Raw genomic sequence first — 15226 nt, 5'->3', positions numbered from 1 at the left:
CTGGCATCGCAACCTCGCAGCACGCAAATGGACCAGCACCAACCGGCAGCGTCCGGGACGGCCCGGCACCCGTCGGCCGATCAGAGGACTGATCGTGCGAATGGCGCGGGAGAATCCGACCTGGGGGCATAGGAGAATCCAAGGCGAGTTGGCCCGCCTGGGCTACAACATCGCGGCCTCCACCGTGTGGGAGATCCTGCACACGTCAGGTATCGATCCGGCGCCCCGCCGGCCGGCCCGAGCTGGCGGCAGTTCCTGGCCGCTCAAGCCCACGCGATCATCGCGTGCGACTTCCTGGTGGTCGAGACCGTGCTGCTCAAACGGCTGTATGTGCTGGTCTTCATCGAGCACGGCACTCGGCGACTGCACCTGGCCGGAGTGACCGCGCACCCGACCGGGGCATGGACGGCGCAGCAGGCCCGCAAACCTCGCCATGGACCTGAGTGACCGCATCGCCGAGCTGCGGTTCTTGAACCACGATCGGGATCCGCTCTCCACCTCCGCCTTCAGGGCGGTCTTCGAAACCGAAAGACTACGGATCATCACCACGCTGCCGCGGACGCCGAGGATGAACGCCATCTGCGAGCGCGTCATCGGCACCCTGCGGCGTGAGTGCCTCGACCATCTCCTCATCTACGGAGAGCGGCACCTCCGGCACGTGCCGGCATGCTACGAGCCTCACTACAACCATCACCGACCGCACCGCGCTCGCGAACCAAGGCCGCCACTGCATGACTCTCAGAGGTGGTCGACCTGAGGGCCCGCCGCGCGCATGCTCGCCCACGACGCCGACCTCCTCGTCATCGACGACCTCTCAGCCGCTCTCGACATCACCACAGAAACCCTCCTGTGGCAGCGCATCCTCGACCACGAGCCTGACCGCACCGCCCTTGTCGTCTCCAACCGCCGATCCCTCCTGCGCCGCGCGGACCACGTCATCGTCATGGATGATGGCCGTATCGCCGCACAAGGCCCGTACGAAGAGCTCTTCGCTTCTTCTGACGACGTCACGAACCTGTGGAAATAGCCCGGATGTCGTCGCTGGTGAAAATCCAGAGACATGGGTGGCGACGACCGGTAAGTTCCGGGACCGGTTCGCGCACGAACTCGAACAGGCTCTGTGCTATTCAGTGCACATGAGCCGTTCGGCTGCGGCGATGGCGTCGGCCGGTTGGCCGGAAGCCAGCTGGACGACCACCTCCGTCTCGCCGTCCGCACTGCTCATCGCCATCCCGCTGTAGCCGAAGATCCACCCGGAATGGCTGAACACGCGCCGCCCGCAGCCGAGCGTCTCGGCGAAGATTCCGAACCCGCCGGTCTGCAGTTGCCTGCCCACCCCCTGAGTGAACACCCAGTGGTAGAAGCTCGACACGTCGGCCGCGGTCGAGATCAGCCCGCCCGCGGTCCAGAAGATCGACGAGTCTAGCTCGGCGTTGTCCACTCCGTCGGTGTGGTTTCCGTGCGCGAGATCCTTGGGCAGGTCGTCGGTGGGCAGCTCGGTCGCGGTCAAGCCCTGCGGGCCCGTGATGCGCTCGCTCAGCAGCTCCCTGTACGACTTGCGGGACACCTTCTCCAGAATCATGCCGAGCAGGATGAAGTTGGTGTTGGAATAACCCTGCGCCTCTTTATCCGCATATTTCAGCAGTTCTCGGGGTGGCCAGTGCCGGAGGTGGGCGCCGTTGCCTAAGTCCTTGACGAAACGCTCGTCGCGCAGGTAGTCGGAGATGCCGCTGGTGTGCCTGAGCAGGTCCGCCACGGTCGCCTTCGTCTTGATGACACCGGGCAGCAGTTTGTCCACCCGGTCGGTGAGCGCCAGCCGCCCCTCCTCGACCTGCTGCAGAACGAGCGTCGCGGTGAACGTCTTGGTGATGCTCGCGATCCTGAACCGATGATCCGTCCGCATCGGCACCCCGGTGTCCGCCTGCCCTGCCGCCGCTTGCCACGTCTGATCCCCCTTCCTGACGTGCACCACCGCGCCCGACGATCCGGCCTCGACCAGCCGCGTGGCCTCCGCCTGCACCCCTGGCGCCGGGGAGGGCCGTACGGACGGCGTCCGGGGGACGGGAGAGCTGCACGCGACCGCGCAGAGCAGGGCGAGGATGGCTGTGATCCGCATGACTTCATAATGATGTTCGAGCTCTTCGGGGGAAGGCCGGCACGGTCATCGTCTCCCGGCAAGGGAACGGGGCTTGAGGGTCCCCGCCCCCTCGGCCGTCGGGTACTGCGCTATTACCACCGGGACCCTCGATCAGGCACCGCCACCCCCGCCCCGCACCGGACGCGGAAGGATCCCTGACATGCGCTTCTACGAGGGAGCGTGCCTCACTTGTCCCCAGAATAGGGCAGCGCTTGGCGCAGCAGAGGTGCTCATTCTTGAGCATCTGATCAGGCCACATCTCGACCCCTCGCATGGGCGGACCGGCGGCTGTCAACATCCCGCAAGGCAACTGCCAGCAAGATCACCGATTGTCTGACCGATATGCCGGATAAAACTCGACTCAATCAGTCAATGCGGTCGGACGTCGCATGACGCAAAGACCGAAACACTGATTACGGACATTCCGCAAATGAACAAGATCCTCACGCAGCGTGACAGGCGCCCCTGACGCAGGGGTGGGGTAGAGATCATCCGCCCAGCCTGAGAGGTTCACCTCCCACCGACGCGCCCGCAGGCAGCGAAATTTCCCGATAGCCGAAACCTCCATTCCGTCATAGATTGAAATTTCGCCACTTGACTGGCTTTCGGACAACCCAATAGGAATGGCGTGGCTTTAACCGGTCCTCGCCAGGACGAACCCCTGACGAGCGGTCCATACTTCCTGCTGCCCGCGCGACGACCTCGCACGGCGCGGCGGACCTGTCTGGGGGGTGACTTGGCGTAGCAATGCGAGACGAACACGTGCTGGCCGAGACACCGTTCACCTCGCTGAGGCGATACCCGCCCGGCGTTCCGCTCCTCTTCTGCCTCCCCTACGCCGGTGGAGACGTCTCCGCCTTCTGGCCATGGAGGCAGGCGTTCGACGGAGTCTTCGACGTACGGGTGGTGATGCTCCCCGGTCGTGAAGGCCGGGTTGCTGAACCCGGGGCCCTCTCCCCGGAGCTGATCGCACGGTCCATCGCCGCCCACCACCGCACGCCGTACTCGATCTATGGGCACAGCATGGGCGGCCGGGTCGCCTTCGAGGTGGTGCGCGAGCTGCGGCGGCTGGGCGTGCGAGCGCCCGAATGCCTCTACGTCGGCGCCGCGCACCCGCCGGAGCGCCAGGAGACGCTGGGGCGGTGGACGGGCCTGGGTGACGAGGACCTGATCGAAGAGCTGATCCACCGGCTGGGCGCGCCCGCGGAGTTACGGACGCAGCCCGAGGTCAAGGCTGTGCTCATCCCCGCCCTGCGGACGGACATGGAGTGGCTGCGCCGTTACCGCTTCGCCAGGCAGGAGCCGCTCGACGTCCCCATCGTCGCCTTCGCCGGCGCTCATGACCGAGAGGTCACCCATCCCGCCATGCTCGGCTGGGCCCGCCACACCTCCTCGACCTTCCGCCTGCACACGCTCGACGCCGGGCACCTCTTCCTCGCCACGCACGGCGATCAGGTGGCGCGGACGATCGCAGCGGGCCCTCAGCAGCGCCTAGCCTCGGACGAGGTGCACGTGTGGCTGGCCAACCTCGAGGAACTGCCCGAGATGTGCGCGGCCGTCGACGAGCTGTCGCCCAGGGAGGTGGCACGAGCGGCCAGGTTCCGGCAGGAGGACCACCGGCGCTGGTTCGTCGGCGGGTCGGTGCTGCGGCGGCGGCTGCTCAGGGAGTACGGGGTCGAGCCGGGCGTCGACGAGCTGCCGACCCGGCCCGGCGGCAAGCCGTACACCGGGACCGAGCTCACCTACAGCCTCAGCCAATCGGGCGGGCTCGTGCTGGTCGCGCTGGCGACGGGCCGGGAGGTGGGCGCCGACCTCGAGCGCTTCCGCCCGCCGGCCGACGAGCAGGCCTTCTTCGAGGGCGTGCTGGACGAGCGGGAGCGCGATGAGTTCGCCGCGCTGCCCGAGGAGCTGCGGTTGCACAGCGCGCTGCGCACGTGGACGGCGAAGGAAGCGGTGCTGAAGGGTGACGGGCTGCGGGTGGATCCGGCGCTGTTCGGGTTCGCCGGGCAGCGACCGGGCACGACCTGGGCGCCCGAGGCGGCGCCTGAGGCGGCGCGGCTGGCGGAGTGGCGGGTGACGCACCTGCCGCTGGGCCGGGCGATCGCCGCGATCGCCGTCCGCGCGCCGCGCTTCCTGCTGCGTTTCGAGACGGTACGGCAAGGCCGGCTGGTACGGCAGAGCGTGGAGGCCGGAGGATGACGCTCCTCAGCAGTCTGATCACGGCCCAGGCCGCGAAGACCCCGGATGCCCCGGCGGTCCGGCAATGGGAGAACGTGCTGACCTACGCCCAGCTGGTCGAGCAAGCCGGGGCGCTGGCGGGCCGGCTCCGCGAGCTCGGCGTCGGGCCGGAGACGCGGGTGGGCCTGTGCGCCCGCCGTACCCCGCTGATGCCGGTGGCGGTGCTGGGGATCATGCTCGCCGGCGGTGCCTACGTGCCGCTGGATCCCGGTCATCCGCGCAAGCGCCTGGAGGAGGTGCTGGAGGACGCCGGGATCGCGGTGGCGGTCGTGGACGGGCGCGGCCGTGAGCTCCTGGACGGCTGCGGCCGTACCCTCGTCCCGGCTTCGGCCGGCACCGCGGCACCTCAGGAGAGCGACGCCGTGCCGGGCAATGCCGCCTACGTCATCTACACCTCGGGCTCCACCGGCCGTCCCAAGGGCGTGGTGGTCAGCCATCGCAGCGCGGTCGCCTTCGTCACCTCAACGGCCGCGCACTTCGGCCTGGACGCGAGCTGCCGCTCGGTCGCCTTCTCCGCGCTGGGCTTCGACGTTTCGGTGCTGGACATGCTGGCCCCGCTGACCACCGGTGGCTGCGTGCAACTGGTACCGGACGAGGACCGGGTGGATCCGGCCCGGTTGCAGCGCTTCCTGGAGGAGCACGACGTCACCTGGGGATTCATCCCGCCTGCGTTGCTGCCGCTGGTGGATCCGGCGCGTCTGCCGTACCTGAAGGACGTGGTGACGGCGGGCGAGCCACCCGGGCCCGAGCAGGTGGCGCGGTGGTCAGCGCACGCGCGCTTCCACAACTGGTACGGGCCGACCGAGTCGACCGTCTGCGTGGTGGGCGGCGAGTTCGACGGCGTGTGGGAGCGGCCGCTGCCGATCGGGCGGCCGCTGCTCGGCTGTCGGGCGCACATCCTCGACGAGGAACTGAACGAGTGCCCGCCCGGTGTGCCCGGTGAGCTGTTCATCGGTGGGCCGCAGGTAAGCCGCGGGTACCTGGGCCGGCCCGGGCTGACGGCCGAGCGTTTCGTGCCCGACCCGTTCGCGGCGGAGCCGGGCGCGCGGTTGTACCGGACCGGCGATCACGTGGTGTGGGAGGAGGACGGCCAGATCTCGTTCATGGGCCGCCTCGACCGCCAGGTGAAGGTCCAGGGGCAGCGGGTGGAGATCGGCGAGGTGGAGTCGGCGCTGCGCGCGCATCCCAGGGTGCTGCAGGCGGTGGTGGACTTCGCGGGCGAGCTGGTGGCCTACGTGACGCCCGAGGACGCGCCCGACCTGGCCGAGCTGCGCAAGGAACTGGCCGTGCGGCTGCCGACGTACATGCTGCCGAGCAGGCTGGTACGGCTGGCCATCCTCCCGCTGAACGCCTCGGGCAAGGTCGACCTCGCCACGCTCCGGGCGCAGTCCCAGCCGGAGCGGGGAAGCGGCACAGGACTGGCCGGGATCTGGGCGCGGGTGCTGGAGGCGCCCGCCCCGGACGACGGAGACGACTTCTTCCAGCGCGGCGGGCACTCGCTGCGGGCGATGCGGCTGGTGGCCGCGGTACGCGCGGAGCTGGGCCGGGCGGTGTCGGTCGAGGACGTGTACGCGGCCAGGACCTTCGGCGAGCTGCGTGCGCTGGTGGAGCGCGCGCCGCGGGAGACCGCTGCGGCGCCGCCTACCGGGAGCCCTGCCGCGCTCTCCCCCGCCCAGCGCCGGATGTGGTTCGTCGAGCAGCTGGCGCCGGCGTCCACCGCGCACAACATCGCGATGGCCGAGCGGATCCGCGGCCCACTCGACACCGCCGCACTCCAGCGCGCGCTCACGGCCGTGGTGGTGGTCCACGAGGCGTTGCGCTGGCAGGTGGGCACGCGCGCAGGGGTCCCCGAGGTGACGGTCGCGCCGCCGGGCGAGGTGCCGCTGCCGATCGACGACCGCTCCCCTGAGGAACTGGCCGAGGCGTTGCAGGCGGAGGCGCGGGCGCGTTTCGACCTGGCCGCCGGACCGCTGTTCCGGGCGCGGCTCATCCGGCTCGGCCCGGACGAGCACGTGCTCTGCCTGACCGCGCACCATCTGGTGTTCGACGGCTGGTCGCAGGATGTGCTCTACCGGGACCTGGCCGTCGCCTACCGCGGCGAGCAGGTCGAAGCGCCAGGGCACGGGTTCGCCGACTATGTGCGCTGGCTGCGCGGGCACGGCGACGGCCAGGCGCTGAGCTGGTGGCGAGAGCACCTGCGCGATGCCCCGCTGGTGCTGGATCTGCCGAGGGATGGGGCCAGGCCGCCCGCGCAGACCTTCCACGGCGCCTCCTGCGGGGGTGTGCTGGATGCGACGCTCGCCAAGCGGGTGGCCGAGCTGGCTGCGAGACTGGGGGCCACGCCGTACGCGGTGCTGCTGGCGGCCTTCGGCCGGCAGCTGTCCAGGCTGTCGGGGCGGGACGACCTGGTGATGGGAGCGGCGTACGCGGACCGGCCGAACGTGGCGTTCGAGTCGTTGGTGGGGATGTGCGTGCAGGTCCTGCCGCTGCGGCTACGCCCTCAGGGGGACTTCGCGGAGCAGGTGACGGCGTGCGCGGCCGAGCTGGGTGCGGCGATCAGGCACCGGGACGTGCCGCTCGGGCAACTGTTGGAATCGCTGCGGCAGCCGCGCGACCTGAGCCGCAACCCGATCACGCAGGTCATGTTCAACATGTACAACTTCGCGCAGGCCCGGCTGGAGCTGGCCGGTTGCGCGAGCGAGCCGTTGCGGCCCGGGCTGCCGGGGGCGCTGTTCGACCTGACCATGTACGTGAGCGAGCAGCGCGACGGTTACGCGCTGGAGCTGGTCTACAACCCCGACCTCTATACGGCCGAGCGCATGGCGGCTCTGGTAGACGGCTACGTCGAGCTGCTCGATGAGCTGCTGACGGGGCGGGTGGGACACGACTCCCCCGACGTGGAGCTCCCGGGCTGGGCCGGGCCCGGACTGCTGGAGCTGGTCGGCGACGCGCATGCGGGCGCGCGGCGGCGGACCGAAGCGGCGCTTCGGAAGGCGGGTGTCGAGCCGGGAGCCGTGGTGGCCGTCGTCGCCTCTCGGGTGCCCGAGCTGCCGGGGATCCTGCTCGGCGTGCTGGCGGCGGGGGCGCGGTGGGTGGTGATCGACTCGGCTTATCCTCCTGCCGTACAGGAGAGGCAGATCACCGCCGCGGGAGCCCGGGCGGTCCTCCGGGACCACGAGATCGAGCTGCGCGAGGGCAGCGCTGATCTGCCGGGGCCCGGTTATCTCTCGATGACCTCAGGCACCACAGGGGATCCCAAGCCGGTTGTCACCGCCGAGAGGCCACTGGCTCATTTCATCTCCTGGTATGTCCGCACCTTTGCCATCGAGCCGCACGATCGGTTCGCACTCCTGTCCGGGCTGGCCCACGATCCGGCGCTGCGCGACATGTTCGTCCCGGCCGCGGCGGGCGCCGAGCTGTTCGTGCCCGAGCAGGAGCTGACCCGCGATCCCGCCAAGCTCGTCACCTGGCTGCGCGAGCATGCGATCACCGTCCTCCACCTGACGCCACAGCTCGCGGCGATGCTGGCGGGCACCGGCGCCACGCTGCCCGACGTGCGGCTGGCCGGCGTTGGTGGCGACCGCTTCACCGGTGCCGAGGCGGGCAGGCTGCGCACGCTCGTGCCCCATGCCCGGCTCGTCGCGTTCTACGGCACGACCGAGACGCCACAGGTGCACGCGTGGCACGAGCTCGCGGAGCCGTATCCGGAGATCGTGCCGATCGGGCGGCCCGTCGAGGGCAGCGAGATCATCGTGGTGGCGCCGGACGGCAGGCGGGCCGGTGTGGGCGAGCTCGGCGAGGTGGTCGTCCGCAGCCGCCACCTGGCTACAGGCTACCTGGATCCGGCGCTGACCAGCCGGCGCTTCGCCGGCGACCGCTTCCGCACCGGGGACCTCGGCCGGCGCAACCCCGACGGCACGATCACCCCGGCGGGGCGCGCCGACGACCAGGTGAAGGTGCGCGGGTTCCGGGTCGAATTGGGCGAGGTGGAAGCGGCGCTCGCCGCCTGCCGGGACGTGCGTGCCGCCGCGGCCAGGGTCGAGGGCACCATGCTCATCGGCTACGTGGTGCCCGCCCGACCGGGGCTGGCGGCGCATCGAATCCTGGAGGAACTGCGCCGCGTGCTGCCCGAGCACGCTGTACCCACCGAGGTGGTGGCGCTGCCCGCGCTGCCGCTGACGCCCAACGGCAAGGTGGACCGCGCCGCGCTGCGCGGACGGCCGTTCGAGCAGCCGAAGGCCAACGGCCGCCTCGGCGGTCCCACGCAGAAGGTCGACGGTCCCACGCAGAAGACGGTCGCCCAGGTGTGGCACGCCGTGCTGGGCCTGCCGCGGCTCGGCCCCGACGACAACTTCTTCGAGATCGGCGGCCACTCGCTGGCCATGGCCGCCGTGCAGGCGCGGCTGAAGGCGGCGACCGGCCGCGAGATCCCGATCATGGAGCTGTTCAAGCACCCCACGATCCGGACACTCGCCGCGCATCTCGATGGCGCGGGCGGCAGTCCGGGGCTGGACCGGGCGGCGCGCCGCCTGGCCGTACGACGAGACAGGTTGAGGAACCGCAACGAGAAGGGGACTGCCCCATGACGGACGAGCCCACGGCTGAGCCGATCGCGATCATCGGCTTGTCGTGCCGGGTCCCGGGAGCAGGTGACGCGCAGCAGTTCTGGCGCAACCTCGCCGACGGCGTGGAGTCGCTGACCACCTACACCCTGGAGGAGCAACGGACGCTGGGCGTCGCGGAAGGCATGCTGGCCGACCCGAATTTCGTGCCGGCCGCCATGGTGCTGGAAGACCATGAGGACTTCGACGCGGCGTTCTTCGGCATGTCGATCAGGGAAGCAGAGGTCCGCGATCCACAACATCGGTTGTTCCTCGAGTTGTCGCACACGGCGTTGGAGGATGCGGGCTACGACCCGTTCCGCTATCCGGGCGAGATCGGGGTCTACGCCGGGACCGGGACGGACGCCTACCAGTGGCGGAACATTCGCAGTAACGCCCAGGCCCACAAGAACGCCGGCTGGCTGGCGGTCATGGTGGGCAACCACGTCGACTACTGCGCGACCCTCACCTCCTACAAGCTCGACCTGCGCGGTCCCAGCTACACCGTGCACACCGCGTGCTCGAGCGCGCTGGTGGCGTTCCACATCGCGTGCGAGGCGCTGCGCAACGGCGAATGCGACATGGCGCTGGCCGGCGCGGCCATGCTGGACCTGCCGCAGGGCGAGGGGTACGTCTACGACCAGGACGGCATCGTCTCGCCCGACGGGCACACCCGCTCCTTCGACGCCGACGCCGGCGGCACGATCTGGGGCAGCGGCGGCGGCGTCCTCGTGCTGAAGCGGCTGTCCGAGGCGATCGAGGACCGCGACAACATCCGCGCGGTGGTCCTGGGCAACGCGATCAACAACGACGGCGCGAGCAAGGTGGGCTTCTCCGCGCCGAGCCTGGACGGGCAGGCCGCAGTGATCGCGCAGGCGCTGGGTGTGGGCGGCGTGGATCCTCGTACGGTCACCTACGTCGAGGCGCACGGCACCGGCACGGGGCTCGGCGACCCGATCGAGGTGGCCGCGCTGTCCAGCGTGTTCGCGGAGCATACGACCGACACCCAGTGGTGCGGCATCGGCTCGGTCAAGAGCAACATCGGCCACCTCGGACAGTCGGCTGGCATTCCCAGCGTGATCAAGACAGTGCTGGCGCTGGAGAACAAGCTGATCCCGCCGACGCTGCACTACACGAGTCCCAACCCGAAGATCGACTTCCCGGCGAGCCCGTTCTACGTCGTCTCCTCGCCGACGAAGTGGGAGCGCGACAGCTTCCCGCGCCGCGCCGGGGTCAGCTCGTTCGGTATCGGCGGCACGAACGCGCATGCCGTGCTGGAAGAGGCGCCGCCGCGCCCGCCCCTTCCCCGCGAGCAGCCCGCGCACCTGTTGAAGCTGTCGGCCAGGACGGAGTCGGCGCTGGCCGCCGCGCGGGAACGCCTGGCGGCGCACCTGGCCGCGCACCCCGAGACGGACCTGGCCGACGTGGCCTTCACGCTGCGCGTGGGCCGCCGCGAGCTCAAGCACCGGGCCGCCGTCGTCACCACGTCACCGGCCGACGCGGTGGCCGCGCTGGCCGACCCCAAGCGGATCGTCGCCGGTGCCAAGCCGAAGCGACCTCCGCAGGTGGCCTTCCTCTTCTCCGGTCAGGGCTCTCAGTACGGCGGCATGGCCGCGGAGCTGTACCGGAACGAGCCGGTCTTCCGCGAGGCGATCGACGAGTGCGCGGCCATCCTGGACGTGCGTGAGCAGATCTTCGCCACCGGCGAGGAGGCGGACGAGGCGCTGAGGCAGACCTCACTCACCCAGCCCGCCCTCTTCACGGTCGAGTACGCGCTGGCCAGGCTCTGGCTCTCGCTGGGCGTCGAACCGGCCGCGATGATCGGCCACAGCATCGGCGAGTACGCAGCGGCCACCATCGCCGGCGTCTTCACACTGCCCGACGCATTGCGGCTGGTCGCGGCGCGCGGGCGGCTGATACAGGGCATGCCGCCGGGCTCCATGCTGGCCGTGCAGCTCATGCCCGACGAGATCGCGCCGATGCTGCCCGACGACGTCTCCGTGGCCACCATCAACGGCCCCGGCACGTGCGTCGTGTCCGGTCCGTCCGAGTCGATCAGGGAACTGGCCGAGATGCTGGAGGAGGAGGGCATCGGCTGCACCCCGCTGCGCACCTCGCACGCCTTCCACTCGGCGATGATGGAGCCGATGCTCGGCGAGTTCCGCGAACTGGTCGCGGCCACCGAGCCGGCTGCCCCGAGCCTGCCGTTCCTGTCCAACGTGACCGGCACCTGGATCACCGCCGCGGAGGCCACCGACCCGTCCTACTGGGCCAGGCACGTGCGCGAACCGGTCCGCTTCGGCGACTGCGTCTCGACGCTCCTGGCCGACGGCGAATGGATCATGATCGAGTGCGGGCCGGGACGGCAACTGTCCGGCCTGGCAGGCACCCAACTGCCGGCCAGTGCGATCGCCCCGCTGCCGTCGCTGCCCGGCCCGCGCGATCGGGCCGGTGACGTCGCGGTCTTCTCGCAGGCCGTGGGCACGCTCTGGGTCCACGGCATCGAGCTGGACGACTTCGGCGGCCCCGGCTTCCGCGTGTCGCTGCCGGGTTACCCGTGGGAGCGGCAGCGCGCCTGGATCGAACCCGACCCGCAGGGCGCCTTCGTCGGCGGCGTCGCCCGCCCGCAGCAGGCCGACGGGCCCCTGCCGCCCGAGCAGTGGTACGGCGTGCCCGTCTGGCGCCAGGCACCCGCCCGTCCGGCCCAGGCGACGGCGGGGCCGTCGCCGATCACGCGCTGCCTGGCCTTCGTGGACGAGGACTCGGCCGCGCTGGCTGACGCACTGCGCGCTTCCGGGGCCGAGGTTCTGGAGGTACGGCCGGGCACGGCGTTTGACACCGCGTCCGGCGCTTCCGACGGATATTTCACCGTACGGCCGGCCGTACGGGAGGACTACGACGCGCTGCTCGAAGCGGTCGGCGAGATTCCCGAGCGGATCGTGCACGCCTGGGCCCTCACCGGCGGCGAGCAGACGTGGGCGGCACAGGACCGCGGCTTCTTCGGTGTCCTGGGTCTCGTTCAAGCGCTGTCGGCGGCCCAGCCTCCGGGGGGTGTGCAGCTCGATCTGGTGACCGCGGGCACGATGGACGTCGTCGGCGACGATCTGACCAGGCCGGAGCACGCGACGCTGGCCGCCTTCGCCCGGGTCGTCCCCCTGGAGACGCCGTGGCTGCGGGTCCGCCACATCGACGCGCCGGATCGGGATGCGGTGCGTGGCGTCGCCGCCGAGCTGGGCCGCGAGGCGGAGCCCGGCGAAGCCGGGCTGCTGGCCCCGGTCGCCCTGCGCGGCGGGAAGCGGTGGCTGCTCGGATACGAGCAGGTGGAGGTGGCGAGCGAGCCGGGTGAGCCGCGCGACGGCCAGGTGTATGTGATCACCGGCGGTCTGGGCGGCATCGGCATCTCGCTGGCCGAGGATCTGGCGGCGCGTGCCCGCGTCAACCTCGTCCTGTTGTCCAGGACCGGGCTGCCCGACGGCCCGCCGCGGTCGGCCCGCGAGGCGCGCGCCGTCGAGGCGATCCGCCGGATGGAGGCCGCCGGGGCGCGGGTGCTGACCCTCGCCGCCGACGTGACGGATCCGGCGGACATGCGCCGGGTCAGGGACGAAACGCTCGCCGCCTTCGGCCGGGTGGACATGCTCGTGCACGCGGCCGGCCTGCCCGGCGGCGGCATGGCCCAGATCAAGGAGAGGGAGGCGGCGGAGGCCGTGCTCCGCCCCAAGGTGCTCGGCACGCTGGCGCTCCAGGAGGCCTTCGGCGACCTGGAGCTGGAGGCCGTGGTGCTCTGCTCGTCGATCACCGCGGTGGCCGGCGGGTTCGGGCAGATCGACTACTGCGCGGCCAACAACTTCCTCGATGCGCACGCCCGCGCCGGACGAGGCTGGAACGCGGCCCAGATCGTCAGCGTCAACTGGGGCAGGTGGCTGGAAGTCGGCATGGCGGCGGAGACCGCGGCGCCCGCCGGATTCGTCGCGTTGCAGCGCGGCGACCGGATCAAGGCGATCGACCACCCGGTCCTCAACGCGCGGCACGCCGGGGAGGGAGGCAACGGACTCGACTGGTGCAGCGGCACGCTCTCGCCGAGCACGCACTGGGTTCTGGACGAACACCGCATCGCCGACGTACCGGTGCTGCCGGGCACCGGTCACCTCGAGCTGGCCAGGACGGCGGCTGAGGCGGTGCTGCCCGGCAGCGGGCTCGTCGAGCTGCGGGACGTGGTGTTCGTCGAACCGCTGTCGGTGGCCGACGGGGCGACCGCCGAGGTACGGGTGATCTTCACACCGGAGGCGGACGGCGCGGAGTTCCAGGTGCAGAGCATCATCGGCGGGTCACACCGCACCCATGCCAGAGGCATCGCGGCCAAGGTGAACCCGCCGCCTGCTGACCGCGTGGACCTACGCGCGGTCATGGATCGCTGCGTGCCTTCGGCGGATGGGCAGGGCGGCGTCCCGCTGTCGGGTCTGCTCACGCTGGGCGGGCATTGGAGCAGGACCCTGACCGCCACGCATATCGGCCAGCAGGAGGCGCTCGGGCTGTTCGAGGCCAACGACGTGATGCTGGTCGATCTCGACCGCTGGGGGCTGCACCCGGCCCTCCTCGACGCCGCCACCACCTTCAGCTGGGTCCAGGTCGAGGGTCACTACCTGCCGCTCGGCTACGGCCGCATCACCGTGCGCGGGAGCCTGCCCGAGGCGTTCTGGAGCCACCTGCGTATCACCAGCACCGACACCGACGAAGTGCTGGTCGTCGACGTCACGTTGATCGCGCCCGATGGCACTGTGCTGGTGCAGGTCTCCGACTACGTCCTCCGGAGGATCGACACCGATGCCGTGGTGTCCGGGGTCGTCGCCAGCGCCGACTCTCAGCGCGCCGCCACGGCCCCGTCGGCCGACGACGCGGCCGGCATCAGGCCGGCCGACGGGGCCGTGTCCCTGCGCCGGCTGCTCGCCGCCCCGCTCGGCCCTCAGGTCGTGGTGGCAGCCAGTACGGTGGCCGAGCTCGTCGCCGGCGTCGGCTCGCTGACCCAGGAGACCGTCGAGACCGAACTCGATCCGGCAGCGATCGCCGACCGGCAGGACAAGGCGCCTGCCGAGGGTTACGTCGCTCCGCGCAACGACGCCGAGGCCACGATCGCCCGCCTGTGGGGCGAGGTGCTCGGCGGCGACCACATCGGCATCGACGATGACTTCTTCGAGCTGGGCGGCAACTCGCTCATCGCGGTCCAGCTCATCGCCCTCGTCCGCAAGGAACTGGGGGTGCGGCTGCCGATGCGCAGCCTCTTCGAGGAGCCGACCGTGGCCGGGGTCGCAGCCCTGATCGACGCCGCCGCTCAGCCCACTCCTGGGCCCACCCCTGGGCCCGCCGCCCAGACCATCCCCCGCCTTCCCCGGAGTTCCGCATGAGCGCAGATACCAAGGTCGTTCTCAACGACGAGGAGCAGTACTCCATCTGGCCCGCCGACCGGGACAACCCCTCCGGCTGGTACGACGCCGGCTTCTCCGGCACCAAGGACGAATGTCTGGAACACATCGAGCAGGCGTGGACCGACATGCGGCCGAAGAGCCTGCGAGAGGCGATGAACAGTGAGTGATGCCTTTCCCGCATCCTCCGGCCAGGAGCGGATGTGGTTTCTTTCGCGCTTCGAGCCCGACCTGGCCGTCTACAACATCGGGATGCTCATGCCGATGGCGGCCAGGCAGCCGGTGGACCCGCGCCAGCTGGAGCGGGCGATCGATCTGGTGGTGCGGCGCCATGAGGCGTTGCGCACCACGTTCGAGTTCCGGGACGGGCAGGTGGTGCAGATCGTCAGCCCCGACGCGCCGCCCACGGCGCTGACGGAGACAGACCTGACCCACCTTCCGCGGGCCGGCGCCGAGGCGGAGCTGGCCCGCCTGGCCAGGACGGACGCGGTCCTGCCTTTCGACATGGAGCGGGCGCCGCTGTACCGTGCCAGGCAGGTCAAGCTGGCCGAGGACGATCTGCGGCTGATCATCGTCTTCGATCACACGGTCTTCGACGGCGTCTCCTCCATGATCTTCATGGACGAGGTGGGGGAGTGTTACGACGCGCTCGGCGAGGACCGGGTGCCGAAGCTGCCTGAACTGCCGATCCAGTTCGCCGACTTCTCCGTGTGGCAGCGCGGCAGGTTGTCCGGCGAGTTCCTGGAGACCGAGCTGGCGCACTGGCGCAAACGGCTGGCCGGGGTGCCCGCCGACCTCGCTCTGCCGGGCGATCGGCCGCGGCCGGCTCGCCG

At 70.8% G+C, this 15226-nt stretch carries 9 protein-coding genes (1 of these 9 cut by a window edge); 8 read left to right on the top strand and 1 reads right to left on the bottom strand.

Features of this window, described 5'->3' with window-relative positions:
* Positions 1-186 precede the first annotated feature (186 nt).
* The 3 genes from ACGFNP_RS43110 to ACGFNP_RS43100 are packed head-to-tail and all read left to right on the top strand — an operon-like array spanning position 187 to position 1027.
* Positions 187-447, top strand: coding sequence for a hypothetical protein (locus ACGFNP_RS43110; protein WP_393328683.1), 261 nt, complete (start codon positions 187-189; stop codon positions 445-447).
* Positions 434-757 (top strand): integrase core domain-containing protein, encoded by a 324-nt coding sequence (locus tag ACGFNP_RS43105; RefSeq protein ID WP_358322238.1) that lies wholly within the window; start codon positions 434-436, stop codon positions 755-757. Before ACGFNP_RS43110 ends, ACGFNP_RS43105 begins: the two co-directional genes overlap by 14 nt.
* Positions 758-772: 15 nt before the next feature.
* Entirely contained in the window at positions 773-1027 is a 255-nt protein-coding gene (locus ACGFNP_RS43100; protein WP_358322241.1) for a hypothetical protein, read from the top strand.
* A 96-nt stretch (positions 1028-1123) separates the two neighbouring features.
* On the opposite strand, the gene ACGFNP_RS43095 is transcribed toward ACGFNP_RS43100, so the two are convergent.
* Positions 1124-2116, bottom strand: a complete 993-nt coding sequence (locus tag ACGFNP_RS43095) for a serine hydrolase domain-containing protein (RefSeq protein WP_358322243.1) — start codon at positions 2114-2116, stop codon at positions 1124-1126.
* 768 nt (positions 2117-2884) lie between these two features.
* Here ACGFNP_RS43095 and ACGFNP_RS43090 point away from each other — a divergent pair.
* The 5 genes in view from ACGFNP_RS43090 to ACGFNP_RS43070 are tightly spaced (each overlapping or abutting the next) and all read left to right on the top strand, a layout consistent with a single transcriptional unit that may run on beyond the window.
* On the top strand, positions 2885-4336 hold the full coding sequence (locus ACGFNP_RS43090; protein WP_393328680.1) for a thioesterase domain-containing protein: 1452 nt from the start codon (positions 2885-2887) through the stop codon (positions 4334-4336).
* The gene (locus ACGFNP_RS43085; RefSeq protein WP_393328678.1) at positions 4333-8961 is read left to right on the top strand and encodes an amino acid adenylation domain-containing protein; all 4629 of its coding nucleotides are present in this window, start codon (positions 4333-4335) and stop codon (positions 8959-8961) included. The genes ACGFNP_RS43090 and ACGFNP_RS43085 overlap by 4 nt, the downstream gene beginning before the upstream one ends.
* A complete protein-coding gene (locus ACGFNP_RS43080; RefSeq protein WP_358322251.1) occupies positions 8958-14375 on the top strand; it encodes an SDR family NAD(P)-dependent oxidoreductase in 5418 nt (1805 codons plus the stop codon). Before ACGFNP_RS43085 ends, ACGFNP_RS43080 begins: the two co-directional genes overlap by 4 nt.
* Positions 14372-14563 carry an MbtH family NRPS accessory protein gene (locus ACGFNP_RS43075; protein WP_358322254.1) on the top strand — a complete coding sequence of 64 codons (192 nt, stop codon included), beginning with the start codon at positions 14372-14374 and terminating at the stop codon, positions 14561-14563. The genes ACGFNP_RS43080 and ACGFNP_RS43075 overlap by 4 nt, the downstream gene beginning before the upstream one ends.
* Positions 14556-15226, top strand: the beginning of a protein-coding gene (locus ACGFNP_RS43070; protein WP_393328676.1) for an amino acid adenylation domain-containing protein. It continues 2470 nt past the right edge of the window; the window shows 671 of its 3141 coding nt (coding positions 1-671); its start codon is at positions 14556-14558; its stop codon lies off the right edge, out of view. The genes ACGFNP_RS43075 and ACGFNP_RS43070 overlap by 8 nt, the downstream gene beginning before the upstream one ends.

It is taken from the genome of Nonomuraea sp. NPDC049269 (assembly GCF_043197155.1).
Taxonomy (GTDB): domain Bacteria; phylum Actinomycetota; class Actinomycetes; order Streptosporangiales; family Streptosporangiaceae; genus Nonomuraea.
Note: the sequence above shows the minus strand (reverse complement) of the source record. Positions and strands in the feature narration are given on the sequence as shown.

Bases quoted from the DNA above. Each gene is read 5' to 3' on its own strand.
- ACGFNP_RS43105 (WP_358322238.1), top strand. From the start codon at position 434: ATGGACCTGAGTGACCGCATCGCCGAGCTGCGGTTCTTGAACCACGAT.
- ACGFNP_RS43100 (WP_358322241.1), top strand. From the start codon at position 773: ATGCTCGCCCACGACGCCGACCTCCTCGTCATCGACGACCTCTCAGCC.
- ACGFNP_RS43095 (WP_358322243.1), bottom strand. From the start codon at position 2,116: ATGCGGATCACAGCCATCCTCGCCCTGCTCTGCGCGGTCGCGTGCAGC.
- ACGFNP_RS43090 (WP_393328680.1), top strand. From the start codon at position 2,885: ATGCGAGACGAACACGTGCTGGCCGAGACACCGTTCACCTCGCTGAGG.
- ACGFNP_RS43085 (WP_393328678.1), top strand. From the start codon at position 4,333: ATGACGCTCCTCAGCAGTCTGATCACGGCCCAGGCCGCGAAGACCCCG.
- ACGFNP_RS43080 (WP_358322251.1), top strand. From the start codon at position 8,958: ATGACGGACGAGCCCACGGCTGAGCCGATCGCGATCATCGGCTTGTCG.
- ACGFNP_RS43075 (WP_358322254.1), top strand. From the start codon at position 14,372: ATGAGCGCAGATACCAAGGTCGTTCTCAACGACGAGGAGCAGTACTCC.